This is a genomic window from Kribbella jejuensis (assembly GCF_006715085.1).
Taxonomy (GTDB): Bacteria; Actinomycetota; Actinomycetes; order Propionibacteriales; family Kribbellaceae; genus Kribbella; species Kribbella jejuensis.
On record NZ_VFMM01000003.1, the window covers coordinates 709,619 to 735,464 of the forward strand.

At 69.2% G+C, this 25,846-nt stretch carries 27 protein-coding genes; 12 read left to right on the forward strand and 15 right to left on the reverse strand.

The window, feature by feature from the left end:
* Positions 1-42: 42 nt before the first annotated feature.
* Positions 43-1,002: a sigma-70 family RNA polymerase sigma factor gene (locus FB475_RS31065; RefSeq protein WP_141860984.1), complete on the forward strand. Its 960-nt coding sequence runs from the start codon at positions 43-45 to the stop codon at positions 1,000-1,002.
* Positions 1,003-1,084: 82 nt separating this feature from the next.
* Here the strand turns inward: FB475_RS31065 and FB475_RS31070 are convergent, their stop codons facing one another.
* Both FB475_RS31070 and FB475_RS31075 read right to left on the reverse strand, forming a co-directional pair.
* A complete protein-coding gene (locus FB475_RS31070; protein ID WP_141860986.1) occupies positions 1,085-1,801 on the reverse strand; it encodes an HAD family hydrolase in 717 nt (238 codons plus the stop codon).
* A gap of 45 nt (positions 1,802-1,846) precedes the next feature.
* Positions 1,847-2,827, reverse strand: coding sequence for a CPBP family intramembrane glutamic endopeptidase (locus FB475_RS31075; RefSeq protein ID WP_185759509.1), 981 nt, complete (start codon positions 2,825-2,827; stop codon positions 1,847-1,849).
* A 192-nt stretch (positions 2,828-3,019) separates the two neighbouring features.
* Here FB475_RS31075 and FB475_RS31080 point away from each other — a divergent pair, with 192 nt between their 5' ends.
* The gene (locus FB475_RS31080) at positions 3,020-3,988 is read left to right on the forward strand and encodes a Dyp-type peroxidase (RefSeq protein WP_141860990.1); all 969 of its coding nucleotides are present in this window, start codon (positions 3,020-3,022) and stop codon (positions 3,986-3,988) included.
* Positions 3,989-3,991: 3 nt separating this feature from the next.
* Here FB475_RS31080 and FB475_RS31085 read toward each other — a convergent pair whose 3' ends face one another.
* The gene (locus FB475_RS31085; protein ID WP_141860993.1) at positions 3,992-4,900 is read right to left on the reverse strand and encodes a hypothetical protein; all 909 of its coding nucleotides are present in this window, start codon (positions 4,898-4,900) and stop codon (positions 3,992-3,994) included.
* A gap of 84 nt (positions 4,901-4,984) precedes the next feature.
* Between FB475_RS31085 and FB475_RS31090 the strand changes: the two genes are divergently transcribed.
* The 3 genes from FB475_RS31090 (at position 4,985) to FB475_RS31100 (ending at position 8,169) form a co-directional block, all read left to right on the forward strand.
* Complete coding sequence (locus FB475_RS31090; RefSeq protein WP_337678226.1) at positions 4,985-6,568, forward strand: ATP-dependent DNA ligase; 1,584 nt, start codon at positions 4,985-4,987, stop codon at positions 6,566-6,568.
* Positions 6,561-7,235 carry a class I SAM-dependent methyltransferase gene (locus FB475_RS31095; RefSeq protein WP_141860995.1) on the forward strand — a complete coding sequence of 225 codons (675 nt, stop codon included), beginning with the start codon at positions 6,561-6,563 and terminating at the stop codon, positions 7,233-7,235. The genes FB475_RS31090 and FB475_RS31095 overlap by 8 nt, the downstream gene beginning before the upstream one ends.
* Positions 7,236-7,296: 61 nt before the next feature.
* The gene (locus tag FB475_RS31100) at positions 7,297-8,169 is read left to right on the forward strand and encodes a helix-turn-helix domain-containing protein (RefSeq protein WP_141860997.1); all 873 of its coding nucleotides are present in this window, start codon (positions 7,297-7,299) and stop codon (positions 8,167-8,169) included.
* Here the strand turns inward: FB475_RS31100 and ctaD are convergent.
* The 3 genes from ctaD to FB475_RS31115 form a co-directional block, all read right to left on the reverse strand.
* Positions 8,146-9,834 (reverse strand): aa3-type cytochrome oxidase subunit I, encoded by a 1,689-nt coding sequence (gene ctaD / locus FB475_RS31105; protein ID WP_141860999.1) that lies wholly within the window; start codon positions 9,832-9,834, stop codon positions 8,146-8,148. The genes FB475_RS31100 and ctaD overlap by 24 nt on opposite strands.
* 64 nt (positions 9,835-9,898) lie before the next feature.
* Entirely contained in the window at positions 9,899-10,426 is a 528-nt protein-coding gene (locus FB475_RS31110; protein ID WP_141861001.1) for a type 1 glutamine amidotransferase domain-containing protein, read from the reverse strand.
* A 50-nt stretch (positions 10,427-10,476) separates the two neighbouring features.
* Entirely contained in the window at positions 10,477-11,277 is an 801-nt protein-coding gene (locus FB475_RS31115; RefSeq protein ID WP_141861003.1) for an alpha/beta fold hydrolase, read from the reverse strand.
* 85 nt (positions 11,278-11,362) lie between these two features.
* Here FB475_RS31115 and FB475_RS31120 point away from each other — a divergent pair, with 85 nt between their 5' ends.
* Positions 11,363-12,226 (forward strand): LysR family transcriptional regulator, encoded by an 864-nt coding sequence (locus FB475_RS31120; protein ID WP_141861005.1) that lies wholly within the window; start codon positions 11,363-11,365, stop codon positions 12,224-12,226.
* Here FB475_RS31120 and FB475_RS31125 read toward each other — a convergent pair.
* A complete protein-coding gene (locus FB475_RS31125) occupies positions 12,219-14,249 on the reverse strand; it encodes a DUF1906 domain-containing protein (protein ID WP_141861007.1) in 2,031 nt (676 codons plus the stop codon). The genes FB475_RS31120 and FB475_RS31125 overlap by 8 nt on opposite strands.
* A gap of 147 nt (positions 14,250-14,396) precedes the next feature.
* Between FB475_RS31125 and FB475_RS31130 the strand changes: the two genes are divergently transcribed.
* Together FB475_RS31130 and FB475_RS31135 are read left to right on the forward strand one after the other, a co-directional pair.
* Positions 14,397-14,972: a TetR/AcrR family transcriptional regulator gene (locus tag FB475_RS31130; protein ID WP_141861009.1), complete on the forward strand. Its 576-nt coding sequence runs from the start codon at positions 14,397-14,399 to the stop codon at positions 14,970-14,972.
* A gap of 57 nt (positions 14,973-15,029) precedes the next feature.
* Positions 15,030-16,205 carry a Cmx/CmrA family chloramphenicol efflux MFS transporter gene (locus FB475_RS31135; RefSeq protein WP_141861011.1) on the forward strand — a complete coding sequence of 392 codons (1,176 nt, stop codon included), beginning with the start codon at positions 15,030-15,032 and terminating at the stop codon, positions 16,203-16,205.
* On the opposite strand, the gene FB475_RS31140 is transcribed toward FB475_RS31135, so the two are convergent.
* A complete protein-coding gene (locus FB475_RS31140; RefSeq protein ID WP_185759510.1) occupies positions 16,163-16,960 on the reverse strand; it encodes a TIGR02569 family protein in 798 nt (265 codons plus the stop codon). The genes FB475_RS31135 and FB475_RS31140 overlap by 43 nt on opposite strands.
* Positions 16,961-17,048: 88 nt before the next feature.
* On the opposite strand from FB475_RS31140, the gene lexA reads away from it, so the two are divergent.
* Positions 17,049-17,702: a transcriptional repressor LexA gene (lexA, locus tag FB475_RS31145; protein WP_141861012.1), complete on the forward strand. Its 654-nt coding sequence runs from the start codon at positions 17,049-17,051 to the stop codon at positions 17,700-17,702.
* Here lexA and FB475_RS31150 read toward each other — a convergent pair.
* The 3 genes from FB475_RS31150 to FB475_RS31160 are packed head-to-tail and all read right to left on the reverse strand — an operon-like array spanning position 17,699 to position 19,642.
* Positions 17,699-18,856 (reverse strand): RNA polymerase sigma factor, encoded by a 1,158-nt coding sequence (locus FB475_RS31150; RefSeq protein WP_238332547.1) that lies wholly within the window; start codon positions 18,854-18,856, stop codon positions 17,699-17,701. The two genes, lexA and FB475_RS31150, sit on opposite strands and share 4 nt — an antisense overlap.
* 23 nt (positions 18,857-18,879) lie before the next feature.
* Positions 18,880-19,227 (reverse strand): YciI family protein, encoded by a 348-nt coding sequence (locus tag FB475_RS31155; RefSeq protein WP_141861016.1) that lies wholly within the window; start codon positions 19,225-19,227, stop codon positions 18,880-18,882.
* 13 nt (positions 19,228-19,240) lie between these two features.
* The gene (locus FB475_RS31160; RefSeq protein ID WP_202878616.1) at positions 19,241-19,642 is read right to left on the reverse strand and encodes a VOC family protein; all 402 of its coding nucleotides are present in this window, start codon (positions 19,640-19,642) and stop codon (positions 19,241-19,243) included.
* An 84-nt stretch (positions 19,643-19,726) separates the two neighbouring features.
* On the opposite strand from FB475_RS31160, the gene FB475_RS31165 reads away from it, so the two are divergent.
* Positions 19,727-20,353, forward strand: a complete 627-nt coding sequence (locus tag FB475_RS31165) for a class I SAM-dependent methyltransferase (RefSeq protein ID WP_141861018.1) — start codon at positions 19,727-19,729, stop codon at positions 20,351-20,353.
* Here FB475_RS31165 and FB475_RS31170 read toward each other — a convergent pair.
* Complete coding sequence (locus tag FB475_RS31170; protein WP_141861020.1) at positions 20,343-20,783, reverse strand: YybH family protein; 441 nt, start codon at positions 20,781-20,783, stop codon at positions 20,343-20,345. The two genes, FB475_RS31165 and FB475_RS31170, sit on opposite strands and share 11 nt — an antisense overlap.
* Before the next feature lie 72 nt (positions 20,784-20,855).
* Here FB475_RS31170 and sigJ point away from each other — a divergent pair, with 72 nt between their 5' ends.
* Entirely contained in the window at positions 20,856-21,767 is a 912-nt protein-coding gene (gene sigJ / locus FB475_RS31175) for an RNA polymerase sigma factor SigJ (protein ID WP_141861022.1), read from the forward strand.
* Here the strand turns inward: sigJ and FB475_RS31180 are convergent.
* The gene (locus FB475_RS31180) at positions 21,730-23,064 is read right to left on the reverse strand and encodes an FAD-dependent oxidoreductase (protein ID WP_337678227.1); all 1,335 of its coding nucleotides are present in this window, start codon (positions 23,062-23,064) and stop codon (positions 21,730-21,732) included. The genes sigJ and FB475_RS31180 overlap by 38 nt on opposite strands.
* On the reverse strand, positions 23,061-23,927 hold the full coding sequence (locus FB475_RS31185; RefSeq protein ID WP_238332548.1) for an AurF N-oxygenase family protein: 867 nt from the start codon (positions 23,925-23,927) through the stop codon (positions 23,061-23,063). Before FB475_RS31185 ends, FB475_RS31180 begins: the two co-directional genes overlap by 4 nt.
* A 179-nt stretch (positions 23,928-24,106) precedes the next feature.
* Here FB475_RS31185 and FB475_RS31190 point away from each other — a divergent pair, with 179 nt between their 5' ends.
* A complete protein-coding gene (locus tag FB475_RS31190; protein ID WP_141861728.1) occupies positions 24,107-25,243 on the forward strand; it encodes an MFS transporter in 1,137 nt (378 codons plus the stop codon).
* Here the strand turns inward: FB475_RS31190 and FB475_RS31195 are convergent.
* Complete coding sequence (locus tag FB475_RS31195; protein WP_141861028.1) at positions 25,168-25,827, reverse strand: SAM-dependent methyltransferase; 660 nt, start codon at positions 25,825-25,827, stop codon at positions 25,168-25,170. The genes FB475_RS31190 and FB475_RS31195 overlap by 76 nt on opposite strands.
* Between the last annotated feature and the right edge of the window lie 19 nt (positions 25,828-25,846).

The window sequence follows — 25,846 nt, forward strand, 5'->3', positions numbered from 1 at the left end:
TACTCGAGCGTTGCTCTCCATGTAACGACGAAGGGAGTTTCGGTGGCTCGCACGGCTCGTGTCCGCAGCACGGACGACGGAATCGACGGCAAGGACAGTGTTGGTCTCTACCTCGAGGAGATCGCACGCACTCCTTTGCTGACGGCTGAGGAAGAGGTCGAGCTCGCTGAGACGGTCGAAGCAGGACTCCTGGCGGAGCAACTGCTGGCCGAGGGGCGGGTTGGACGGAAGAAGGGCGGAGCGCCCAAATATGCGACGGAGGAAGAGCTGGAGTGGCTGGCCGACGAGGGCCGGCGCGCACAGCAGCGGTTCGTGACCGCGAACCTCCGGCTCGTGGTGTCGATCGCCCGCCGGTACGGGCGGTCCCAGATGCCGCTGCTGGACCTGGTCCAGGAGGGCAACACGGGACTGATCCGCGCGGTGGAGAAGTTCGACTACCGGAAGGGTTTCAAGTTCTCGACGTACGCGACGTGGTGGGTGCGGCAGGCGATCACCCGCGGTATCGCGCAGCAGGCCCGGGTGGTCCGGCTGCCGGTGCACGTGGTGGAGCAGCTGAACCAGATCGGGTCCGCCCGGCGCACGCTGGAGCGCAAGTTCGGGCGTGAGCCGGAGATCGACGAGATCGCGGCCGAGCTGGGCCTGGACGAGGAGCGGGTCACCGAACTGATCCGCATCGGCCGGGACCACATCAGCCTGAACAGTCCGGTCGACGACGAGGGTGAGACCTCGCTGGGTGACCTGATCGCGGCCGAGACCGCGCCGGGTCCGGACCAGCTGGTCGCCGACGCGTCGGACCGCTCGGGCCTGTTCAGTCTGGTCGACCAGCTTGACCCGCGGTCGGCCGACGTGATCCGCCGCCGGTACGGTCTGCACGACGGCCGCCAGGCCAAGCTGGCCGATATCGGCGCGGTGCACGGCATCTCGGCGGAACGGGTCCGCCAGATCGAGCGCGAGGCGCTGGGCCGCCTCCGCCTGCTGGCAGATCCGACCCTCGCCGCGTAGTAACACGCAGCATCTGTAAGGACACCACCCGAAACCCCTCAGGACCCCTGGGCCACGATCTGGCCCGGGGGTCCTTTCGGTGTCAGGCGGCGGCAGCGTTCCAGGAGTCGATCAGGGCGGGCAGCTCGGACAGCCGCTGGACGGTCGCGTCTGGCGTGCCCTCGGTGTGGCCGATCTGCTCGCGCGGGATCGCGCTGTGTGGCAGGTGAGCGGCGCGCATGCCGGCGTTCTGCGCACCCCAGACGTCGTCGAACAGCCGGTCGCCGACGAACAGGCACCGCGCCGGGTCCGACACCCCGACCGCGCGCATGGCCGCCAGGAACGTCTCCGGGTGCGGCTTGGTGTACGGGATCTCGCTGGTGTAGACCGCACCGTCGAGCAACTGGAGCACACCGTCGCGGGCGAAGATCTCCTCGTGCCTGCGCCGCGGCCAGATGGTGTTGGACAGCACGCCGACCTTCAGCCCGCGGGCGCGGAGCGCCTGTAGCGTCTCGATCGCGTCCGGCTCGAGGACCGTGTGCGGGTCCCACTGACGCTCGTACTCCGCGAGGGCCTCCGGGGTCAGTTGGACCTCGGCGAGCAGGCAGACCTCCTCCAGCGTGCTGCTCCGGTGCTCGTCGCGCGAGCGCCGCCAGATCGAGCCCTCGGCCGCGACCAGCCGGGCCGCCAACTCCTCGGCCTGCGCCTCGTCGAGCACCGTGGTCACCGCCCGCCACGTGTCGTGCAGGGAGATGTCGTGCCAGGTTGCCAGCGTGCCGCCCCAGTCGAACAGCACGGCATCGATCTTCGCGTTCGTCACCCGGCAAAGCCTGCCAGACCGCTCCGACAGTTCTCGCGTGGTTTTTCAGCTCAGCCGGCTGATCTCGCGCCGCCGCGCCAGCCAGAGGACCGCGACGGCGTACGCCCCGAGGCCGATACTGTCGAACACGAGCAGCGTCCACGGGGCGCCGCCCTGCTGGTCCCACGCACTGCCCTGACCCATTGCCGCAGGCAACAAAAAGGCGAACAGGTTGTTGAGTGCGTGCAGTGCGATCGCGGCCTCGAGTCCCCCGGTCCGCACGGTCAGCCAGCCGACCGTCACCGCGAACAGGAACACGTCGGCCATCGCCCAGCCGGTATACCCGTGCCCGAGGACGAACGCGGCGCCACCGACCACGATCCCCGGCCAGGGCGTCCGGAACAGCTTCCGCAGCCACGGCGCCTTGCCCTCGGCGCTGTCCGGGCCGTACGCGCCGACCGCCTGCACCAGCCAGCCGCGGAACACGAACTCCTCCGCGGTCGACTGGAACGGCACCAGGAACACGATCACCAGGGCCGGTACGACGAACGCACCCCAGCCGATCCAGGCGCCGCCCTCGATCCCGATCGAGTCCTGCGGCGGGAACACGGCATCCACCAGGAGGCCTGCCAGGTACGAGTACGCGACGTACCCGACGGCCGGGACGCAGCACCAGAGCAGCCAGCGCCAGCGGATCCGGTTCAGCACCGAGGCGACGCTCCAGAACGGGCGGCGTTGCACGAGCCACGCGGACAGGCCGACGAGGGGCGTCAGGATCGCGAGCAGCACGAGCGCGAGCGCCAGGTTCTCGGTGTCGCTCGGGAAGATGTCGGCGTTCTTCGGTGCGCGGAGGCCGCCGGCGACCAGCTCGTGCACGATCACCCAGCCGATCACGACGAAGGTCATCGCGAAGAACCCGGTGGCGGCCAGCAGCAGCGTGCCGACGAGCGGCCGCCACCACACGTGTTTCGCGGTCCGGGCCAGCCGGTGGTACGGCGTACCGCTCGGCGCCTGGACGGTGCGCGGCTCCCGCTGTGCGTACGGCATCGGGTACGGGCCGGGGTACTGCGCCGGATACTGCGCGGGATATTGCGCGGGTTGTCGGCCCGGCTGACCCCACGGTTGCGGGTACGGCCCCGGCTGGGAGTATTGGCCCGGTTGTGCTGGCGGTCCGGGCTGGTGCGGGTCCATGAGTGGACTCTAGAAGATCGGGCCAACTGGGAGCGGAGGGAGATCACGGTGGTTACAGAACCGACGCCGGACGCGGATCGGGCGACGGACGCGCTGCCGCAGTCCGTGCTGATGCCGCTGAGCGGTTCGGCCATCTTCCTGGTCGTGCAGATCGAGCCGGGCGGCGAAGGCCGGACCCGCGAGCTGCTCGGGCAGCTGAGCGGTCTCGTCCGCTCGGTCGGCTTCCGGGTGCCCGCCGGCAACCTGTCGTGCGTCGCCAGCATCGGTTCGGACGCGTGGGACCGGCTGTTCAGCGGACCGCGGCCGGCCGAGCTGCACCCGTTCGTCGAGCTCCAGGGCAAGACGCACCGCGCGCCCTCCACACCCGGCGACCTGCTGTTCCACATCCGGGCCGCCCACCAGGACCAGTGCTTCGAGCTCGCCAGCCACATCATGAACGTCCTCGACGGCGCCGCGACGGTCGTCGACGAGGTGCACGGCTTCAAGTACTTCGAGATGCGCGACCTGCTCGGCTTCGTCGACGGTACCGAGAACCCGACCGGCGACGAGGCGCAGGCCGCCGTACTGATCGGCGCCGAGGACCCGGACTTCGCCGGCGGCAGCTACGTGATCGTGCAGAAGTACCTGCACGACCTGAAGGCGTGGAACTCGCTGACCGTCGAACAGCAGGAACTCGCGGTCGGCCGGACGAAGCTCGACGACATCGAGCTGGCCGACGCGAAGAAGCCGAGCAACGCGCACATCGTGCTCAACGTGGTCGAGGACGAGAATGGCAACGAGCTGCAGATCCTGCGCGACAACATGCCGTTCGGGACCGTCGGCACGCAGGAGTTCGGCACCTACTTCATCGGGTACGCGAAGACGCCGTCGGTGACCGAGCTGATGCTGCGCCGGATGTTCATCGGCGTCCCCGAGGGCAACCACGACCGGCTCCTCGACTTCTCGACCGCGACCACCGGCTGCCTGTTCTTCACCCCGACGGCCGACTTCCTCGAAGACCTGCCGCCGGCCCCGTGAGCGCTACTCCCCGAACAGCGGCGCGTCGACCACGCTCTGCCAGCTGAAGTCGGCCTGGTCGTCGAACTTCGTCGGCACCTTGCCCAGCGACTTGATCACGGTAGCCGTGCCGTTCGCGTGCCCCACGGCGTACAGGTAGCCCGCGCCGGTGTCCTTGTCGATCGCGAGCAGCAGCGTGCCGTAATTCCCGCAGCGGGCGGTGAGCAGCCGCTCGAAGCTCCCCCACGACTTGGTCCGCAGCGGCTTCACGACCGGCTTCATCGGCGACGTCAACGGAATGTGGATCGTGTAGAGCGCGCCGCCCCAGGTCGTCGCCAGCAGGGTGTCGTAGGTCGACGTACGACTGAGCAGGGCGACTGCCTTGACGGACGAGAAGCCCGGGTAGGAACCGGCGGCGTGCCACGCCTCGGTGCCGTTGCTCTGCACGGTGAGGGTCCAGCGGAACAGCGAACCGTCGCCGCGCAGCGCGTACATCCGCCAGCCCGGCGTCTGCAGGGACCACGACTGGGTGAGGGTACGGAAGGCGTCCCAGCCGCTGCCGATCCGGGTCATGCTGCTGCGGACGACCTGTCCGCCGGTGCCCTTCGTGACCCACTGGTTCGCCGAGTACATCACGCCGCCGGAGACGACGTGCCCGGTCAGCGAGGTCTCGTCGCCGAAGTCGTCGTCCCACGTCCAGCTGGTGCTGAGCGCGATCGCGCGGCCGCCGAACGGGTTCTTGGCCATCACGTCGACGGGCTTCACGCTGATCGGCGAGCTCGCGTTGACGTACCGGTCGACGGTGTCGCCGCCCGCCGTCAGCCCGCCGGACTGCACGTAGCAGGGACTTGCCGTCGGCGCAGCGGACGCCGTGGTGGTGAGGAAGGGAACTGTCAGGGCCAGCCCCGCTACTGCCGCGATCGCATGTCGCATCTCGAACTCCCCAGTCGTAGCCGATCTACCGACCTCGATGCACGGCTCGGCCGGAAAGTTGTGCGGCCCGGAACTGTCGGTGGCGTGAGTGACACTGGGTACATGCTGCTCACCAAGGTGGTCGAGACCTCCGCCGCGCTGGCCGGGACCCGGTCGCGGCTGCAGAAGGCCGGGTTCATCGCCGGACTGTTGTCCGAGGCCACCGAGCCGGCCGAGATCGAGATCGTCGTGACGTACCTGTCCGGCGAGCTGCGGCAGCGCCGGACCGGGGTGGGCTGGCGGACGCTGATGGATGCGCCGGCGCCGGTCACCGAACCCTCGCTGACGGTCGAGGAGGTCGACCAGGCGTTCGCGGAGCTGGCCGAGATGTCGGGCGCCGGTGTGCAGGCCCGGCGGCGCGCGGCGGTGGACGCGCTGTTCCGGCGGGCGACCGCGGCCGAGCAGCAGTTCCTGCGGCAGCTCGTCGGCGGCGAGCTGCGGCAGGGCGCGCTCGACGGCGTGATGGCCGACGCGGTCGCCCGGGCGACGGACATTCCGCTGAACAAGATCCGGGCCGCGGCGATGCTGCGCGGAGCGACGGCTCCGGTGGCGGTCGCCGTACTGACCGAGGGTGAGGCGGGGCTCGCGCAGTTCGGGCTGGAGGTCGGGCGCGGGGTGCAGCCGATGCTCGCCCAGTCGGCGACGACGGTCGCCGAGGCGTTGGAGAAGACCGGTACGCCGGCGGCGCTGGAGTGGAAGCTCGACGGGATCCGGATCCAGGTGCACCGAAACGGTGACGAGGTCGTCGTCTACACGCGGACCCTCGACGACATCACCAATCGCGTGCCCGAGGTGGTGACCGCGGTGCTGGCGTTGGACGTGCGGCAGGTCGTGCTCGACGGCGAGCTGATCGCATTGCGCGGTGACGGCCGGCCCGAGCCGTTCCAGGTGACCGGGTCGCGGACGGCAACGCGTGCCGCGACGGGGCCGGAGAGTGTGCCGCTCACGCCGTACTTCTTCGACATCCTGCATCAGGACGGACAGGACCTGCTCGGCCTGACCGGTGCGGAGCGGCACGAGTGGTTGTCGAAACTGTTGCCGGAGGAGAAGCGGATCCAGCGGCTCGTGACCGACGACGCCGAGGCCGGACAGGCGTTCTTCGACGACGCCGTGGCGCGGGGGCACGAGGGCGTCGTGGTGAAGTCGCTGACGGTTCCGTACGAGGCCGGCCGGCGCGGGTCGGGGTGGGTAAAGGTCAAGCAGACGTTCACCCTCGACCTGCTGGTGCTCGCGGCCGAGTGGGGCCACGGCCGGCGGAAGGGCTGGTTGTCGAACCTGCATCTCGGCGCGCGGGACGAGGAGACCGGCGAGTTCGTGATGCTCGGGAAGACGTTCAAGGGGCTGACCGACGAGCTGCTGCGCTGGCAGACCGAGCGGTTCCAGGAGCTCGCCGTCCGGCAGGACGACTGGGTGGTCTTCATCAAGCCCGAGGTGGTTGTCGAGGTCGCGTTCGACGGCGTGCAGACCTCACCCCGGTATCCGGCCGGGATGGCGCTGCGGTTCGCCCGGGTGATCCGGTACCGCGAGGACAAGAGGCCGGCCGACGTGGACACCGTGCAGACCGTACGGTCGATCCACACCGGTCCCGAGGTGCCCGAGGTGCCCGAGGAGGAGGACGCTGATGACTGAGGATCCGGAGGTCGCGACGCGACGGATCGCGCGCGAGTCGCTCGACCGCGACGACCCGACCGGCTGGTTCGAGAACCTGTACGCCGCCGCGGCCGAGGGCGAGGCCGTCGTCCCGTGGGACCGCGGTACGGCACATCAGCTACTCGTCGACTGGATCAGCGAATCCCAGCCAGACGGGACCGGCAAGACCGCACTGATCGTCGGCACCGGCACCGGCTGGGACGCCGAACTGGTCGTCGACCGCGGCTACGACACGACCGCGTTCGACATCTCCCCCACCGCGATCGAAACCGCCCACCGCAACCACCCGGCCTCCCGGGCGCACTACATCGTCGCCGACCTCTTGGATCCACCGGCCGACTGGCACCGAGCGTTCGACCTGGTCGTCGAGATCTACACCGTCCAAGCGCTCCCGATCCATCTCCAACCCGACGCCATCAAACACGTCACCGAACTGGTGGCCCCCGGCGGCACGCTCCTCGTGATCGCCGCCGCCCGCCCCGACAACCAACCCGACGACGCCACCCACGGCCCACCGTGGCCCCTGACCCGCGCCGCGATCCAGTCCTTCACCACCCCCGACCTCCACCTCATCCAACTCGATCAGGTCCCCAGCCCCACCGACCCCACGATCCTCCGCTGGCGAGCCGAATACCTCCGCGACTGATGCCCCACCCGGCCCGGGATCGCATGGGAACATTTGTTCGATAATGATGTAGACTCGCTCTATGGCGGGGCGAAGTGTGGTGGGGCCTACTGCGCTGCGGATGATGTTGGGTGGTCATCTGCGGGAGTTGCGCGAGCGGGCCGGTGTCACACGGACCGATGCCGGGTGGGCGATCCGGGCGTCGGAGTCGAAGATCAGCCGGCTCGAGTTGGGACGGGTCGGGTTCAAGGAGCGGGACGTCTCGGATCTGCTCACGCTGTACGGCGTCCACGATCCGCAGGAGCGTGATCGGCTACTCAGGCTCGCGCGGGAGGCGAACGATCCCGGCTGGTGGCATCGGTACGGGGACGTCACACCGGAGTGGTTCGATGCGTACCTCGGGCTCGAGGCGACGGCCGAGCTGATCCGGACGTACGAGATCCAGTTCGTCCCCGGCCTGCTGCAGACCGCCGACTACGCGCGTGCCGTCGCCCAGCTCGACCCGAGCGGCACCCGCACCGAGAGCGAGGTCGAGCGGCTGGTCGCGCTCCGGACCCGGCGGCAACGCGCGCTCGACCGCGATCCGCCGCTGCGGTTGTGGGCCGTCATCGAGGAGGCCGTCCTGCACCGGCCGATCGGCGGCGTCGACGTCCTGCGACGTCAGCTCGGCGCCCTCCGCGAGGCCGTCGAGCGCCCGAACATCACGGTCCAGATCATCCCGTTGCAAAGCTCCGGCCACGCCGCCACCGGCGGCGCGTTCAGCCTGCTCCGCTTCCCGCAGCGGGATCTGCCCGACATCGTGTACCTCGAGCACCTGACCAGCGCGCTCTACCTGGACAAGCGCGACGACGTCGAGGCGTACACCCAAGCCATGGAGATGCTCGCCTCCAGCAGTCCCCCGCCGCAGCAGACCGTGCAGGCCCTCACCCGGTTACTCGACCGTCTGGCCCAGTAGCTTCCGCTCGTGTGCTTCGTCCGGATGATGCAGGTCGAACGCCGGGGACTCGGAGCGGATCCGCGGGAGCGACGTGAAGTTGTGCCGCGGCGGCGGGCAGCTCGTCGCCCACTCCAGCGACCGGCCCCAGCCCCACGGGTCGTCCACCTCGACCAGCGGGCTTCGGCGCGACTTGTAGACGTTGTAGAAGAACGGCAGCATCGACGCCCCGAGGATGAACGCACCCACGCTCGACACCTGGTTCAGCGTCGTGAACCCGTCACTCGGCCGGTAGTCGGCGTACCGCCGGGGCATCCCCTCGGCACCCAGCCAGTGCTGCACCAGGAAGGTCGTGTGGAACCCGATGAACAGCAGCCAGAAATGCATCTTCCCGAGCTTCTCGTCGAGCATCCGCCCGGTCATCTTCGGCCACCAGTAGTAGAACCCGGCGAACATCGCGAACACCACGGTCCCGAACACCACGTAGTGGAAGTGCGCGACCACGAAGTACGAGTCCTGCAACTGGTAGTCCAGCGCCGGCGACGCGAGGATGATCCCGGTCAGACCGCCGAACAGGAAAGTCACCAGGAACCCGATCGACCAGAGCATCGGGGTGTCCAGCGACACCGAACCGCCCCACATAGTGCCGATCCAGTTGAAGAACTTCACCCCGGTCGGCACCGCGATCAGGAACGTCATGAACGAGAAGAACGGCAGCGCCACAGCCCCGGTGGTGAACATGTGGTGTGCCCAGACCGCAATCGACAGTGCGCCGATCGCGATCGTGGCCGCCACCAGGCCGTAGTACCCGAAGATCGGCTTGCGGCTGAAGACCGGCAGGATCTCGGTGATGATGCCGAAGAACGGCAGCGCGATGATGTACACCTCGGGATGGCCGAAGAACCAGAACAGGTGCTGCCAGAGGATCGGCCCGCCGTTGGCCGCGTCGAAGACATGGGCCCCGAGTGTTCGATCCGCCTCCAGCACCAGCAGCGCGGCGGCGAAGATCGGGAACGCGATCAGCACCAGGATCGACGTCACCAGCACGTTCCAGGTGAAGATCGGCATCCGGAACATCGTCATCCCGGGCGCGCGCATGGTGATTATCGTGGTGACGAAGTTGACGCCGCCGAGGATCGTCCCGAGGCCGGCCATCCACAGCCCCATCACCCACAGATCACCGCCGACGCCCGGCGAACGAATGCCGTTCGACAGCGGCGAGTACGCCGTCCAGCCGAAGTCGGCCGCGCCGCCGGGCGTGAGGAAACCGCTGATCACGATCAGCCCACCGAACAGGAACAGCCAATAGCTGAACATGTTCAGCCGCGGGAACGCGACATCCGGCGAGCCGATCTGGATCGGCATGATCACGTTGGCGAACCCGATGAACAGCGGGGTCGCGAACAGCAGCAGCATGATCGTGCCGTGCATCGTGAAGAGCTGGTTGTACGTCTCCTCGTTGACGAACTGCAGGCCCGGCTCGGCCAGCTCGGCGCGGATCACCAACGCCAGCACACCGCCGATCAGGAAGAATCCGAACGAAGTGGCCAGGTACAGCTCACCGATCACCTTGTGGTCGGTGGTGGACAGAACCCGCCCGATCACCCGCCCCAGTGGCCGCCGCGCTTCGACCGCGGCCGGTCCAGTGCGTTCGGTGATCCCGGCCTGCCCGCTGACTGTGGCCATGCGACCCTCCGTACCGCCTGCTCCTTTCGATTAGACACCTATGTATCGAGGAGCAAAACCCCCGTCACCCGAGCGCGCCCAGCAGCGTCTTGCAGAACGCGGGCAGGTCGTCCGGCTTCCGGCTCGTGATCAGGTTCCCGTCGGTGACCACGGTTTCGTCCACCCACTCGGCCCCGGCGTTGCGCAGATCGGTCTGCAGACTCGGCCAGGACGTCAGCCTCCGGCCGCGGACGACGTCCGCCTCGATCAGGGTCCACGGGGCGTGGCAGATCGCCGCGACCGGTTTGCCGGACTCCACGAACGACTTCACGAACGCTACGGCTTCGGTGTCGGTCCGCAGCGCATCCGGGTTCGCGACCCCGCCCGGCAGGACCAGCGCGGCGAAGTCGCCGACCGACGCCTCGCCGACGGTCTGGTCGACCTGACTGGTCTCCGCGGCGGTCAGATGGTTGAAGGTCTGGACGGTGCCGGGTTTCGGACTGAGCAGTACCGGCTCGTAGCCGGCCTCGCTCACCGCCTGCCACGGCTCGGTGAGTTCCACCCGTTCGATTCCTTCGGCAGCGACCAGGAATGCGATCTTGGCGTCAGGCATGACTCTCCTCTCGAGGATCAGGAACGTGACGCCGGTACCCCGGAACGACCTCAACACACCTCGTCGACGAAGGTCTTCCAGTACGGCGCGGACAGCCCGTGCCCCATTCCGCGGAGGACGACGAAACGCGAGCCAGGGATGGCGTCCCGGACCGCCTCACCGTGCGGAAGCGGCAGCAGCGGATCCGCATCGCCGTGCATGACGAGCACCGGCATCACCGGCACCGGCCTCGCGAGCGAGCTGTACGGCGGGGCGTCGAAGGTCATGGCGTAGTGGTTGGTCAGCGAGGCGCGGTAGTTTCGCGCCCGAGCCATGTCCTGGCGGACGAGCGCCCGGGCCGCGGCCTCGTCGAAATGCCCGGCCGCCTCGGCTTCGATCGCCCTCACGACGTACTCCTCGACCGCGGCCGGATCGTCGTAGTCGGGCTCCGCGAGGTGCGGCATCGACGGAGGCGGCAGCCCCTCGTCGCCCGTGCTCGTCGACACGAAGGTCAGCGAGGCGACCCGGGACGGATGGTCGACGCCCAGGATCAGCGCCGTACCGCCGGACATCGACTGGGCCACGACGTGCGCGCGTTCGATGCCGAGGGCGTCGAGCAGCCCCAGTGCGTCCGCGGCCAGATCGCTCATAGCGTAGCCCGGCGCGCCGAGCGGGAACGATGTCGATCGGCCGGTGTCGCGCTGGTCGTAGCGGATCATGAACCGGCCGCGCGCGGCCAGCGCGGTACACAGCTCCGCGTCCCACCAGATCATCGACGCTCCGGCGCCGTGGATGAGGAGCATCGCGGGGTCCGCTGGGTCGCCGAACGTCTCGGCGCACAGCTCGATGCCGTTCACCTGGTAAGTCGTCATGCCACCGACCGTAAGAGCGGCGCGTGATCATGAAAAGCGATTGATTCTTATAGAACCGATCGCCAGCAGCGATAGAGTGCCGAACATGTACGAGTTGCGGCACCTCGCGACGCTGGCCGCGGTCGCCGACGAGGGATCGTTCGGGCGGGCGGCGAGCCGGCTCGGGTACACCCAGTCGAGCGTCAGCCAGCAGATCGCCGTCCTGGAGAAGATCGCGGGCGGTGCGCTGTTCGATCGGCCGGGCGGGCCCAGGCCGGTGCGGATCACGCCGCTCGGCGCGGTCGTCCTGCAGCACGGACGCGACCTGCTGCGCCGAGCCGACGAGATGCGTGAGGGGATCGAACGCTTCCGCGCGGGCGACAGCCGGATCGACATCGGCACCTTCCAGACCGTGTCGAACACGCTCCTGCCGCGCGTCATCGGCGAGCTCCGGAACGCACATCCCGGCTGTGACATCCGGCTGTTCGAGGAGGAGACCGACGACCCCGATCTCAGCGGCCTCGACCTGATGTTCTTCGACGCCCGTACCGGACACGACGGTCTCAAGCTGCTCGACGACCCGTACTTCCTGGTCGCCCGCCCTGGCGACTTCGAGCCCGGACCCGTCCCGCTCACGAAGCTCGACGGGTTGCCGCTGGTGGCGCATCCGCCGGTCTGTCATCAGGTGGTCATCGAGGACTTCCTGCGCGCTCGTGACATCCGCCCGCAGTTCGTGTTCCGCACCGAGGGCAACGAAGCGCTGCTGGCGATGGTGCGAGCCGGCCTCGGTGAGGCGTTGATGCCGCGCCTCGCCGTACTCCGGCACGACGAGAGCCTGGCGCTGCACGAACTCGCGCCAGGTCTCCCGTCGCGGGAGATCTTCCTGCTGTGGCAGGCCGGCCGCACGCACTCACCGCTCGCGGCGCACGCGATCGAGCTTGCGCGCAAGGCGGCCGCCGACCTCAGCTGACGGTGAGCACCTTCGACGCGGTCTGCGTGCCCTGGTGGTCGGCGTCGGCCAGCCAGACCACGCGGTACGTGTAGGTGCCACGCGCGGTCGGCTTGATGCTGAACGCGTACTTGCCGTTGGTCGTGAGCTTCCCGGTCGTCACGGCCACCCACGACGTACCGGAACGCCGCTGCAGGTACGCCGTCGTACCGGCGTGCGGCGGGTTCAGGTATCCGTACAGCAGCGTCGATCCGCCGAGCCGGATCGCCGCCGGGGTCAGGTACGCCGACAGCGCCGGGTGGACCTGCACCAGCACCGCCGCGCTCCGCGTGCCCAGCACACCGGCCGCGCCGTTGTAACCCCACATGTAGTACGTCGACACGGCTGGCTTGAGCGACGCCTTCACGATTCCGTTCGCATCGGACGTGTACGAACCCGCAGTCGCCCACTTGCTCGCGGTCTTCGCCTTCGAGTACAGCACCACCGGCACGCCGGCCAGCTTGGTGCCGTCCAGCTTGGTCACCGCCGTCGACAACGTGACCGCGCCGGTGTACATGATCGAGGCCGCGCTGGCTCCGATCGTCGCCTTCGACCCGACCAGCCGGACGTCGACACCGGGCCCGATCTTGCCTCTCGCGTCCTTCGTCCAGATCCGGTACGCATAGCTGGCCGAGTTCGACAAGCCGCCCTGCGTGAAGGCAATGGCCGCGCCGTTGTAGACCGCCGTACCCGCGGTCGTCAACTGCGGCGGAGTCGAACCAACCGCACTCCGCACCATCACCGTCGTGTTGGCCGGCATAGCCCAACGCAGCGTCGCCGCCGCCACCCCACCACTCACGGAGAAGCTACCGACAGGCGCCGGCGGAGCCGTCAGATTGAGGTAGTTCTTGTCGATCCGCGGGATGGTGACTCCGCCGTTGGACTCATTGGCGACCTCGCCCGCGAACTGGTGAACGCGCTGGTGGTTCGCCCAGTAGGCCGAGTTGATGAACCGGCTCGTGCCCACCGGAGATTCCCAGTGCGCGAACCAGATGTTGTCCGGCCGCGTGTAGGCCGTGCTCGTGTAGGCGCTGTTCAGATCGGCGCCGCCGGACGCCGCGCCGACGTACGCCCCACCCAGGTAACCACGTGCGTTCAGCTCCTGCGTCCACCCGCTCAGGTAGGACAGCACCGCCGCCTTGCACGCGGCAGTGGAGGTGTACGGCTCGATGTCGCTGTAGATCGCGCTCCGCTGGGCGAAGCCGAGCGCCTGCGCGGCGGCGACCGCGTTGGTCGCGGCGTTCTTGCCCTGGATGAACGAGGTCGCCGGCCGCGACGACATCAAGCTCCCATAGGACGCGCACGGCGCCTGCAGACCGACGTCGACGAGCAGGAACTGCCATCCCTTGCTCGCATTCGCCGCCACCCAATCGGCGGTCAGGTTCGGCTGGTCGCAGGCTCGCAACGAGCCACTGATGTAGATGCCGACACCCTGGTATTTCGCTCGCCACGCGTCCATCGTCGATTGTGGTGGTGCCGCGCAGGTGTCGAAGCCGTTGCCCGCAAAGTTGCCCGTAGCAACCACCGAAGGAGCGACCGCGGTCTGCTGGGTGACGCGCGCGGACGGTGCCTTGGTGACCACACGGCCGGTGGCCAGTACGTCGCTTGCGGACTGCTCCGCGCCTGGCGCGTAGTACGCCGTGGCCAGCACGCCCGCGTCGGTGATCGCGCGCCGCAGCAGCCCGTCACTGGACGTCTGCGCGGTGGTCAGCGGCTCCAGGATCAGGCCCGAGCTCCGGCCGACCAGGTGTGCCGGGCAGTCGGACTGCGCTGTACTGCGGCCCAGGTACACGGCCGGCTGGTCGAGCCGCACGCAAGCGGTCGGGTTCGCGGCCAGGTCGACCACCGGCCAGCCGGCCGGGACGGTTACCTGGTAGCCGCGGTACGAGACGGTCTTGGTGTCTCCGGCAGCGGCCGGGCCGACGGCGGTGACGCCCGCCAGCAGCGCGAGGGCCAGCGTGAGCCCCCCGGGTCTGAACAACCTCACTGTGGTCCCCAGTTTCATCGTTGGACGGTGCCCCCAAGTGAAGGCGAGCGCCCACCCTCCTGTCGAAGAGCCTGCGGCACTCGCCTCGATCCGCAGATCCTATCGGGGACACCGGATCAGCCTCATTTTGGATCGCTCAGTACATAACGTGCTACGCTACCGACCATGCCGAGACCGAGGACCTTCGACGAGGACCGTGCCATCGACGCCGCGATGCGGGTGTTCTGGACGACGGGCTACGAGGCGACGTCGACGCAGGACCTGTGCGCCGCCACCGGCCTCGGCCGGAGCAGCATCTACAACACGTTCAACAGCAAGCGCGACCTGTTCGACCGGGCGCTGCGCCGGTACGCCGAGCAGTTCACGACCGCCCAGCTCGAAGTGATCCAGGACGCGACGCTGCCGATCCGCGAACGCGTTCGGCGGATCCTCTGGACCGCGGTCGAGCCGGATCCGGACGATCCGGCAGGGTGTTTCGTCATCAACACGATCGTCGAGCTCGGCCCGAAGGACCCGGAGATCATCGAGTTCCTCGACCGGGATCACGAGCTCAAACTGGTCGCGTTGACGACGGCGATGAAGGCGGCGCAGGTGACCGGCGAGCTCGACCCGGAGCAGGATGCGGCCGCGCTCGCGCAGTACGTCTTCACCGTTCTCGGCGGTCTGCGGGTCGCCGCCCGGCGCAACACGGCGCCCGAGATCCAGCGCGCCGTCGTCGAGGCGACGCTACGCAGTTTCTGACACGTCGGTCTGTTCTGCCCGCATTTTGCACCGATTGATCCATTATGAGAGGACCTCATGTCCCGCGCTGTGTACCTGCTCGGCCTGGCGATCTTCGCCCAGGGCACGTCCGAACTGATGCTCGCCGGCCTGCTCCCTGAGATCGCGACCGGGCTGGGCGTCTCGATTCCGGCCGCCGGGCTGCTGATCTCCGCTTTCGCCGTAGGCATGCTCGTCGGTGCCCCGATTCTGGCCGTGACCACGCTCCGCTGGTCCCGCCGCGCGGCGATGCTCGCGTTCCTCACGATCTTCGCGCTCACCCACGTGGCCGGCGCGTTGACCTCCTCGTACGGCGTCCTGCTCGCGACCCGGGTCGCCGGAGCGTTCGTTTACGCCGGGTTCTGGGCGGTCGCTTCGGTGACCGCGATCGAACTCGCCGGACCGCAGGCGCGGGCGAAAGCGATGAGCATCCTGGCCGGCGGCCTCACCGTCGCCACGATCGTCGGGCTGCCGGCCGGGACGCTGCTCGGCCAGCACCTCGGCTGGCGGTCGGCGTTCTGGGCGGTCGCCGTACTGTCGGTGCTCGCGATCGTCGGCGTCCTCGCGACGATTCCAGGCGGCCGGTCAGAGCACCTCCCGCGACTGCGGGACGAAGTACGCAGCATGGTGAACCCGCAACTGTGGCTCGCGTACGGCACGACCGCGCTGTCGACCGGGGCGATCCTGGTCGTGTTCAGCTACCTCGCTCCGCTGCTGACCGGGCCTACCGGCCTGTCCGAGGTGTGGGTGCCGGTGATCCTCGCGCTGTACGGCGTGGGCGCGCTGCTCGGGATCACGGTCAGCGGACGGACCGCGGACCGGCGCCCGTTCAGGACGCTCGTGATCAGCCTCGGCGGCGTGGTCGCCGCCGCGGTCGTGCTGGCACTCGCGACGAGCACTCCGTGGCTGGCGGTGCCGGCGGTGATCGGGATCGGGACGTTCGGCTTCGCGACCAACCCGGCGGTGAACTCGCGGGTGTTCAGCGTCGCCGGTTCCGCGCCGACGCTCGCGGCCGCGTTCAACATCTCGGCCTTCAACGTCGGCATCACGGTCGGTCCGTGGCTCGGCGGTCTCGCCCTCGACGCGGGCGCCGGCTATCCGTCGGTCGGCTGGATCGGCGCCGCTCTCGGAGTACTTGCTCTTGGCACCATTCCGTTGGCCTTGCGCATCGGTCAGCGGGAGTACGCGAGCGCCAGCGCGATGACGGGCGTGTAGCCGGCAACCCGAGCATCCGTCCAGGTCGCGGCTCCCCCGGCGAGATCGTCCGTGGTCATCCGGTAGATCAGAGCGCGGATCAGCATCTGTCCCCATTCCGGCAAATGCGCCCACCGTGCCGCGAGACCCGGCTCGGCGCCGTACCAGCACAAGGCGTCCGCGACCGCCACCGCCGACGCCCACGCCGTCGGGCGCCAGTACACCGGCCAGTCGATGATTGCCGGCGGCAACCCGTCGGCGAACATCACGTTCCCGGGCAGGTCGCCGTGCACCGCCTGCGCCACCAGGTCCACCGGCCGCCAGGCGTCCACGAGCGGCCCGACGAGTTCGGCGTACGGCGAAGTCCCGTCGTACGTCTGCTCGCGCCAGGCGACCCGATCGCCGTCGCACCACGGGTCGTGCCGCGTGTCGATGAAGTCGGGCCGCGGCAGACCCGCCACCGCCTCGTGAAACGCGGCCGCAGCGAACAGCACCTCGTCCTGCCGCCGCACGTCGGTCGCGCCGGCGACCAACTCGTTCGCCTCCCATCCGAACGCGACCCACTCGCCACTCGCCGCCCGCACCGGCCTCGGCACCCGGAAGTCGTTCGACTCCGGCAGCGCGCTCAGTACGTCGCCACGCCAGGCGCTCTCGCTGTCCGCCCGCTTGAGCACGACTCCGCCCGAGCGCCACGTCTGCCCCTGGCCGCCCGCCAACCGCACGGCGGGTTCCGACAAGCCGAACGCCGCGAGCACCTGTTCCTCCGGACCGTCCATACCCGCACTCTTTCATCTCGCTCTTTCATGTCGGCAGCGCAGCGGGTCGGTGTGCGGCGGGCGGGCGCGGGCGCTCTAAGATTTCGCGGTGACTGATCTCGATCTGTTCGGCGACCTCGACACCGGCGCGCTGCCCGAACGGCAGCAGCGGATCCTGGTGGTGATCCGGGACTGGGTGAGCCGGCACGGCTACGCGCCGAGCAGCCGGCAGATCGGCGACGCGGTCGGGCTGAAGTCCTCGTCGTCGGTGTCGAAGCACCTGGCCAGCCTGGAGGACAAGGGTTTCCTGCGGCGCAGCCCGTCGGTGTCGCGGCCGATCGACGTCCGGATGTTCCTGCAGGAGACGGCCGGCGGCACCACCAGCGACGAGAACGTGCCGGTCCCGGTGGTCGGTGACATCGCCGCCGGTACGCCGATCTCGGCCGTCGAGCACGTCGACGACGTACTGCAACTCCCCCGCGGGCTCACCGGGCGCGGCACCGTGTTCGGGCTGCGGGTCCGCGGCGAGTCGATGATCGACGCGGCGATCTGCGACGGCGACATCGTCGTGGTCCGGCAGCAGTCCGAGGCCCACTCCGGTCAGATCGTCGCCGCGATGATCGACGAGGAAGCGACGGTCAAGGTGTACCGCCGGCGCAACGGCCACGTGTACCTCGAGCCGCGCAACCCGGCGTACGAGGTGATCGACGGCGACAACGCGACCGTCCTCGGCGTGGTCGTCTCGGTACTGCGCAGCGTCTAGTTCGCCAGGCGCTCGTGGAGCAGATCCAGTTGGGCCGGGTTCGTGGTCAGTTGCGCGGCGCGTTCGTCGGCGGCGTGGGCCTCGGCCGGGCGGTTGAGCTCGCGGAGGAATTGGGCGCGGGTGGCATGGAACAGCGGGTAGGTGTCGAGGTCTCCGGCCAGCGCGTCGAGCTCGGTCAGAGCGGTCGCCGTGCCTCGTACGTACGAGAGGGCGATCGTGCGGTGGAGGCAGGTCACTGGGCTCGGCTGCAGGGTCAGCAGCATGTCGTACAGGACGACGATCTGCGGCCAGTCCGTCCGGGACCAGTCGGCTGCCTCGCTGTGGCAGGCGGCGATGGCGGCCTGGAGCTGGTACGGGCCGGGGGCGTGGTGGCGGCGGGCCGTCCGGGTGAGTAAGGCGGTCGCCTCGGCAATCGCCGCGTGGTCCCACAACGTGCGGTCCTGATCCGGGAGTAGCACGAGGTTCGGGTTGAAGCGGGCCGCCGTACGGGCTCGGTGCAGGCGGATCAGCGCGAGTAGGCCGGCCACCTCGGGCTCGTTCGGGAGCAGACCGTGCAGGAGTGCGGTAAGCCATTCGGCGTCGTCGACGAGGTCGCGGGAGTGCGCGCGTTCCGCCGTACTGGACAGGTAGCCCTCGTTGAAGAGCAGGTAGATGACCGTCAGTACTTCGGTGAGCCGCTCGGGCAGCTCGTCGTCGCGCGGGATCCGGTACGGGATGCGTGCGTCGGTGATCTTTCGCTTGGCGCGGGTGATCCGCTGGGAGACCGCCGACTCCGACGCGAGGAAGGCCGCCGCGATCTGGGCGGTCGTCAGCCCGCACACCACGCGCAACGTGAGCGCGATCTGGGCCTCCCGCGCGAGGGCCGGGTGGCAGCAGGTGAAGATCAGTCGCAGCCGGTCGTCCCGGGGCGACGGTTCCGGCGGTTCGAGCAGCGCGAGCTTGGCGCGGTAGTTCTCCTGCCGGCGCAGTACGTCGAGGCCGCGGCGCTTGGCGACCGTGAACAACCACGCGTCCGGCCGATCGGGGATCCCTTCGACCGGCCAGCGTTTCAGTGCGATCTCGACCGCGTCCTGCACCAGGTCCTCGGCCGCCGCGAAGTCCCCGAGCAGCGACACCAACGCACCCGCCAGCCTGCCCGCATGGTCGCGCACCACGCGGGCAAGCTCTTGTTGAGTAGTCACATCTGGGCGACGGGCCGGATCTCGATCACCGGGCAGGCCGGCCATGTCTTCACCATCCGGAGCGCCTCGTCCAGGTCCTCGACGTCGATCTCGGTGAACCCGGACACGACCTCCTTGCCCTCGATGAACGGTCCGTCGGTGGTCAGCACCCCTGAACCGTCCAGACGGACGGTCGTCGCGGTCTCGGCGCCCTGCAACTTGCTGCCGCGGTTGGTGATCTTGTCCGCGTGGTCCTCGAACCACTGGTACACCCGCCGGTACGCCTCCTCCTTCTCGGCCGGCTCCAGCGCCGCGAAGTCCTTGGCGAACTGCTCGGTCTCGATGAACATCAGCACGTACTTCACCCGCACACCTCCTTCAGGCCAGTGTGGCGTAGAGGTCTACACCGTTTCCGGACGGATCCGCGACGGTCGCGTAACGCATGCCCCACGGCGCGTCGTACGGCTCCTGCAGGCTCGTCACACCGGCCGTGACGAGTTCGGCGTACGTCGCATCGACCTCGGCGGGGGTGCCGTACTCGAGGGTGAGGAAAATCCGGCCGAGCTTCGGCGGGGTCCAGTCCGCGGTGATCTTGCTGCGGGCCGCGTCGGTGTCGAGCATCAGGTGCAGACCGTTCGGCAGATCGCAGCCGGCGTGGTCGTCCGGCATGTACTGGTCGCGCTCGAACTCGAGCCCGAGCCGGCGGTAGAACTCGATCGCCGCGCCGAGGTCGGTGACGGCGATGTCGATGATCTTCACGGTGTTGACGGGGGTAGGCACTGCTCTTCTCCTCTGCTGAAGACGACTCTCACTCAGCAGACGATCGGCGTACGCCGGGATCCGACACTCTGGCAGGGTGGGTCCATGAAACGTCCGTTGTTCGCCCGGATGTACGCCCGGGTCCGGCCGACGCTCGACGATGCCGGTGCCGCCGAGCACCGGCGCCGGTTGCTCGCCGGTACGGCGGGACGCGTGATCGAGGTCGGCGCCGGCGACGGCGGGAACTTCGCGCACTACCCGCCCTCGGTCACCCACGTACTCGCCGTCGAACCGGAACCGTTCCTCCGCGCTTACGCCCATCGCGAGGCCTCCGCCGCACCGGTCCCGGTCGAGGTCGTCGAGGGCACAGCTGACCACCTTCCAGCCGCTTCCGGCTCCGCCGACGTGGTCGTCGTCTCGCTGGTCCTCTGCTCAGTCCCCGACCAGACGGCCGCGTTGGCCGAGGCCCGTCGAGTACTACGCCCCGACGGCGAACTCAGGTTCTACGAACACGTCGCCGCGCAGCCCGGCCGCCTCGCCACGGTCCAGAAGATCGCCGACGCCACCCTCTGGCCCCTCCTCGTAGGCGGCTGCCACACCCACCGCGACACCGCATCCGCAATCACCTCAGCCGGCTTCACAATCGAGGACCTGCACCACTTCAACTTCCCCCCAAACCGCCAAACCCCCGCCAGCCCCCACATCCTCGGCCGAGCCCGGCTCAGGGCGTGAGGTCCATCGCGGCGCGGGCGCCGTTCGCGAAGTCGGTCGGGACCGAGACCTGGTCGTGGACGACCAGCCATTCGCCGTTGATCCTCCGCCACGCGGACGTCCAGCGGAGCCAGTAGTCGATCTTGCCGCCGTTGATCATCGCGGCGTTCATGTGGTTGAGCGAATAGACGACCGCGAGGTCACCGTCGACGAGCACGGTCAGGTCGCGGACCTCGTACTCCAGTGGCACTTGGAAGACCTCGAAGACCTGCTGCCAGTTCGCCAGTTTCTTGTACGCGCCGACGTGGCGCAGTGGTGGCTCGATGTCGAACGAGACCACATCGGGCGCGAAGACCGTCTTCAGTACGGCCAGGTCGCCGGTCCGGACGGCGTCCAGCAGGACCTCGATGCGGTCACGGATCTCGGCTTCGGAGACTGCGTTGTTCGTCATACCGGGTACGACGCGACAGCCCCTCGTACTGTGAGACCTCACGGTTCGGCGCGCTGTTTCGTCGTACCGGGTATGAGTGAGAGGACGGACATGGGCGAGCCCGGATTGAGCGCGATCATGAGTGAGCGGCGGCAGCTGATCAACCTGGCGTACCGGTTGCTCGGGTCGCTGGCCGACGCCGAGGACGTGGTCCAGGAGACGTACGCCCGCTGGTACGCGATGACCGGTCCGGAGCGGGAGGCGATCGACAACCCGCCCGCGTGGTTGACCAAGGTCGCGAGCCGGATCTGCCTGGATCTGCTCCGCTCGGCCCGTGCTCGCCGCGAGCGGTACGTCGGCGAATGGATCCCGGAGCCGCTGCCCGAGAGCAGCGAGTGGCACACCGGTCAGACCGGCCCCGACCCGGCGGACCGCGTGACGCTGGACGAGTCCGTCAACATGGCGTTCCTCGTCGTGCTCGACTCGATGACACCGGCCGAACGGGTCGCGTTCATCCTGCACGACGTGTTCCGGTACCCGTTTCCGGAGGTCGCCGAGATCGTCGGCCGGACACCCGCGGCCTGCCGGCAACTGGCCTCGTCGGCCCGACGGCGGATCCAGGACGCGGAGCTTCCCTCGGCGCCGTCGGCGCGCCGGGCGCAACTCATCCAGCAGTTCAAGCAGGCGTGGGAGGCGACCGACATCGCTGCCCTGGTCAGCCTGCTCGATCCGGACGTCACTGCGGTCGCCGACGGTGGTGGCGTGGTCACGGCCGCACTCGAGCCGGTGCGCGGTGGCGCGGAGGTCGCCCGGTACTTCGCCGAACTGCCGGTGTTCCGCCTCGGCCGCACGCTGCTCGAGCGGACGGTCAACGGACAGCCCGGTCTGGTGATCCAGTTCGAGGGCGTCACCGAGACGGTGATCGCGTTCGACGTGGACGGCGATCACATCCGCAACATCTGGGCGATCAGGAACCCGGAGAAGCTGCAGCCCTGGACGCGTTGACCAGGGTCCGCACCGTCTCCTGCGCACAGGCCTTGTTCACGCCGATCCCGCCGCGCGCGCCGCGTTTGATCCAGCCCGCCACGTAGTGGCCCGGCCGGCCGACGACGGCGCCGCGGACGTTCGGCACGATCCCGAGGTCCGCGTCGAACGGCAGCCCGTCGACCGGCCGTCCCTCGAACCCGATCGCCGTGAACAGGTCGCCCGCCTCGACGATCTCCCCGGTGTCGAGGGTCAGCCCCGCGGACGTCCATGTCGTCGGCCGGGCGTGGTACCGCAACTCGACCCGGTCCCCCGCCATCGCCAGCAATTCCTGCAACGCGGGTTCGGTGTACGCCGCTTCCTCCGGCCCGCGCCGTCCGAGCAACACGACCTGCTTGATCCCGCTGGCCGCGAGCACCCGCCTGACGTCCGGCGGAACGTCCATCCCGCGAAGCTGATCCTCGTCCGCCAGCAACATGCGTGCGACATCGAGCGCCACGTTCCCGTTGCCGACGACAACCGCCCGCGGCCCCACCAGCTCGGGCGGCGGCACCGCGCCCGGCCGCCCGTTGTACCAGGCAACAAAATCCCCGGCGGTGCAGGCACCGTCCTCACCGGCGATCCCAAGCCTGCGGCTCTGCCAGGCGCCCACCGCATGGATCACCGCATCGAACCCCGCCGGCAGCTGGCCCGGTACGAGCCCACGCTTGTCCGACCCGCTCGCCGACCGGCGAGAGGCAAGACCGTCCGCCCGCCCACGCCCGGCTGGAATGTCGTCCGCAGCAGTTCCGGGCAGCCATTGCACTCGCTCGTGCCGGATGATTCGTTCGAACGTCTCGATGATCTGCTTGGTCTGCGGGTGGTCCGGCGCCACGCCGTACCGGACCAGCCCGCCCACCCGGTCGAGCCGATCGACAACGGTGATCTCGGCGGTTGTGCGCAGCAACAACTCGCGTGTCGCGTACATCCCGGCCGGCCCCGCGCCGACCACCAGCACGCGCCGCGGGCCGCCGCCCCAGGTCTGGTACGAGACCGGCTCCCAGCTGTCCAGGTCGGTCGCGTCCAGCGGCGACGTCTCCGCGAAGTACGCCGCGTTCCGGACCACGTCCTCCGGCGCCGACTGCGAGGCCGGCTTGGCCGCGTCGACCGGGCAGATGTCCGCGCACGCGCCGCAGTCGATGCAGGTCCGCGGATCGATGAACAGGCTGGCGCCGGTACCGAACCCGGGCTCGCCCGGCGCCGGATGAATGCTGTTCATCGGGCAGACCGCGACGCAGCTCGCATCCGAGCAGCAGTCGCCCGAGATCGCGAACGTCACAGCAGACCGGTCCGCCGGTACACCCGGGACGCGGCCGGCGTCAGCAGCCCGACCGAGGCGAGGAAGTCCATCAGGTTCGCGCAGCTCGTCCGCAGCAGCGACCGGTGGTGCTCGTTCCGGCGCGCCTCGCGGACGGCACGATCCGCGTCCAGCCCGACGTTCACGTACACCTGGCGCCCGACCATGCTCGACACGATCATGTCGGCCGCGATCGCGATCACCAGCGCGCTCACCCACCGGCGCCCACGCCCTGCCGCGGCCAGTCGCTCGCGGGTCTCCTCGCGCGCGAACACCATGTGCCGCGACTCCTCCACCACGTGGATGTGGTTCACGGTCCGCACGAGCGGCTCGACCCGGCTGTCCCGCATCCAGTCGCGCTGCATCACGTCCAGAACCTCTTCGGCCACCAGGATCGCGGCGTACGCCGACTCGCCGGTCGCCACGGTCTTGAACATCCGCCCGAGCTCGCGCGCCAGCAACCGCGGCCGGTACGCCGGTTCGACCATCCGCTCGGTCGCGCGGGCGAACATGATCGAGTGCCGGCACTCGTCGGCGATCTCGGTCAGCGCCCACTGGAACTCCGGGCTGCGGGCCGGCTTGTCGTAGATGTCGCGCAGGATCAGCTGCTGCAGGATCAGCTCGAACCAGATCCCGGTGGTCGCGACCGACGCCGACTCGTGCCGGGTCAGCTCGCGCTGCTGCGCCTCGGTCAGCTCGTCCCAGTACGGCGTGCCGTACAGCGTGCTCCATTCCGGGGACATCCCGTACCCGTCGCCGACCGGTGCGTCCCAGTCGATCTCGGTCTCGGGATCCCGGGACAACCGGCTCGCCGATCCCAGCAACCGCTCAGCAGTCTGGTCCACCGCGCACACCTCCGGAGCTATATGACACCGTCTATGTAACATAACCGATGTCCGAAGCGCTGTCGAGATGCAGCCTCGATGTAACGAGCGCTACAGTGTCCCCGAGCTACCGGTCCTCGAGGCGGCGCTGCAGCGGACGACCGAACTGCCCACCCACTACCAGGAGTCGACCGGTGCGAATGTGGCCGCTCTACGCGGCGGGGTTCACTACCGCGTTCGGTGCGCACGCTGTCGCGGCCAGCCTCGGCGGGATGTCGTCCGACGCCGTCAGGTCGCTGATGACGCTCGGTGCCCTGCTCGCGCTGTACGACGGCGCGGAGGTGCTGCTGAAACCTGTCTTCGGCACTATCTCCGACCGGATCGGCGCACGCCCGGTGCTGCTGCTCGGGCTGGTCGGCTTTGCCGTTGCCTCGAGCACCTATGTGATCGCGGACCGGCCCGGCTGGTTGTGGGTCGCGCGACTCGGCCAGGGCGCCGCGGCGTCCGCCTTCTCCCCCGCCGCGTCGACACTCGTCGCCCGGCTCAATCCGTCGGCGAAGCACGGACGCGCGTTCGGCAGCTACGGGTTCTACAAGAGCATCGGATACACCGCCGGGCCGTTGCTCGGTGGCGGGATCGTCTGGCTCGGCGGGTTCCGGTTGCTGTTCGGCGTGATGACCGTGCTCGCGGCGGCCGTCGCGTTGTGGGCGCTGCTTGCCGTACCGGTCGTACCGCCGCTGCCGCGCACCCGTCAGACGGTGCTGGATCTCGCGCGGCGAATCACTGACCCAGCGTTCCTCCGGCCGACCGCCGCGCTCGCCGCCGCGACAGCCGCCTTGTCGGTCGGCGTGGGCTTCCTGCCCGTCACGGGGGCCTCGGACGGCCTCGGGACGATCGCCACCGGCGCTGCCGTTTCATTGCTCGCGGCAACAGCCGCCGTGGTCCAGCCACGCTCCGGGCGGGCGCTCGACGCCGGGAAGCTGACGACACGGACCGGCATCGCGGTGGGCCTCGGCCTGGCGGCAGCCGGCTTCGTCTGCGCGGCGCTGCCCGGCGTCGCGTTCCTGTTGATCGCCGCTGCGCTGATCGGTGCCGGTACGGGCGTGATCACACCACTCGGGTTCGCTGCCCTGGCAGCGAGCACTCCCCCGGAACGTCTCGGCCAGACGATGGGCACCGCCGAACTGGGTCGCGAACTCGGCGACGCAGGCGGCCCGCTCCTCGTCGCCGCCGTCGCGTCGATCGCAGTACTCGACGCCGGCTACGTCGTACTCGCCGTGCTCCTGGCGGTCGGGCTGCTCATACTGCGTCCCGCACGGAAGCTGAACAGGGTCTGACCCTTCACCAGAGGTTGAGGTAAACCTCTGAATCGGTGTACGCCGACTCCGAAGCCTGCGTCCTTGCCGGACAGCCACACCCGGTCGAACTCGCGGGCCTCGAACCACTCGCAGATCGACGGAACCAGGTCCGGGTCCTCGCGGTGGCGGGTCCAGATCACTGTGCCGCCGGTGCGGCAGAACTGCGGCACGGCCGCGACCGTCCGGTGGATGTCCGCGGACGAGATGTTGCCGAAGATCCCACACAGCAGGACGAGCTCCGCCGGCACGAACCCGTCGTACTGATCCGTCAGCGACGCGTCGCCGGTGATCACCTCGACGTTCTCCGGCGCCCGCTCGCGAGCCCACGCGGCCAGCTCCGGTTCCAGCTCGACAAGACGCGCTCGGACGTCCCTCCGACGGGGGTGGTCCGCCAGTACGTCGAGGAGGTCGCGGCCCTGCCCCGCACACAGGCTGATCACCGGCACCGGTCCGGCCGGTGCCCGGTCGAGGGCGTCGCGCACCTGCGCCTGCACCGCCTGCAGGCGGCGGGAAAGTTCCGAGTCGGGATCGTCGTACCGCTGGTGCCACGCCTGCCAGTCCATGGCAGGAGATTAGTGTGGA

Excerpts from the sequence above, each read along its gene's own strand:
- FB475_RS31170 (WP_141861020.1), bottom strand. The coding sequence starts at position 20,783 with ATGACGAACAACGCAGTCTCCGAAGCCGAGATCCGTGACCGCATCGAG.
- FB475_RS31190 (WP_141861728.1), top strand. The coding sequence starts at position 24,107 with ATGTGGCCGCTCTACGCGGCGGGGTTCACTACCGCGTTCGGTGCGCAC.
- FB475_RS31195 (WP_141861028.1), bottom strand. The coding sequence starts at position 25,827 with ATGGACTGGCAGGCGTGGCACCAGCGGTACGACGATCCCGACTCGGAA.
- FB475_RS31130 (WP_141861009.1), top strand. The coding sequence starts at position 14,397 with ATGCCGAGACCGAGGACCTTCGACGAGGACCGTGCCATCGACGCCGCG.
- FB475_RS31100 (WP_141860997.1), top strand. The coding sequence starts at position 7,297 with ATGGCGGGGCGAAGTGTGGTGGGGCCTACTGCGCTGCGGATGATGTTG.
- FB475_RS31095 (WP_141860995.1), top strand. The coding sequence starts at position 6,561 with ATGACTGAGGATCCGGAGGTCGCGACGCGACGGATCGCGCGCGAGTCG.
- FB475_RS31135 (WP_141861011.1), top strand. The coding sequence starts at position 15,030 with ATGTCCCGCGCTGTGTACCTGCTCGGCCTGGCGATCTTCGCCCAGGGC.
- FB475_RS31075 (WP_185759509.1), bottom strand. The coding sequence starts at position 2,827 with ATGCCGTACGCACAGCGGGAGCCGCGCACCGTCCAGGCGCCGAGCGGT.
- ctaD (WP_141860999.1), bottom strand. The coding sequence starts at position 9,834 with ATGGCCACAGTCAGCGGGCAGGCCGGGATCACCGAACGCACTGGACCG.
- FB475_RS31140 (WP_185759510.1), bottom strand. The coding sequence starts at position 16,960 with ATGGACGGTCCGGAGGAACAGGTGCTCGCGGCGTTCGGCTTGTCGGAA.
- FB475_RS31165 (WP_141861018.1), top strand. The coding sequence starts at position 19,727 with ATGAAACGTCCGTTGTTCGCCCGGATGTACGCCCGGGTCCGGCCGACG.
- sigJ (WP_141861022.1), top strand. The coding sequence starts at position 20,856 with ATGAGTGAGAGGACGGACATGGGCGAGCCCGGATTGAGCGCGATCATG.
- FB475_RS31085 (WP_141860993.1), bottom strand. The coding sequence starts at position 4,900 with ATGCGACATGCGATCGCGGCAGTAGCGGGGCTGGCCCTGACAGTTCCC.
- FB475_RS31120 (WP_141861005.1), top strand. The coding sequence starts at position 11,363 with ATGTACGAGTTGCGGCACCTCGCGACGCTGGCCGCGGTCGCCGACGAG.
- FB475_RS31115 (WP_141861003.1), bottom strand. The coding sequence starts at position 11,277 with ATGACGACTTACCAGGTGAACGGCATCGAGCTGTGCGCCGAGACGTTC.
- FB475_RS31110 (WP_141861001.1), bottom strand. The coding sequence starts at position 10,426 with ATGCCTGACGCCAAGATCGCATTCCTGGTCGCTGCCGAAGGAATCGAA.
- FB475_RS31125 (WP_141861007.1), bottom strand. The coding sequence starts at position 14,249 with ATGAAACTGGGGACCACAGTGAGGTTGTTCAGACCCGGGGGGCTCACG.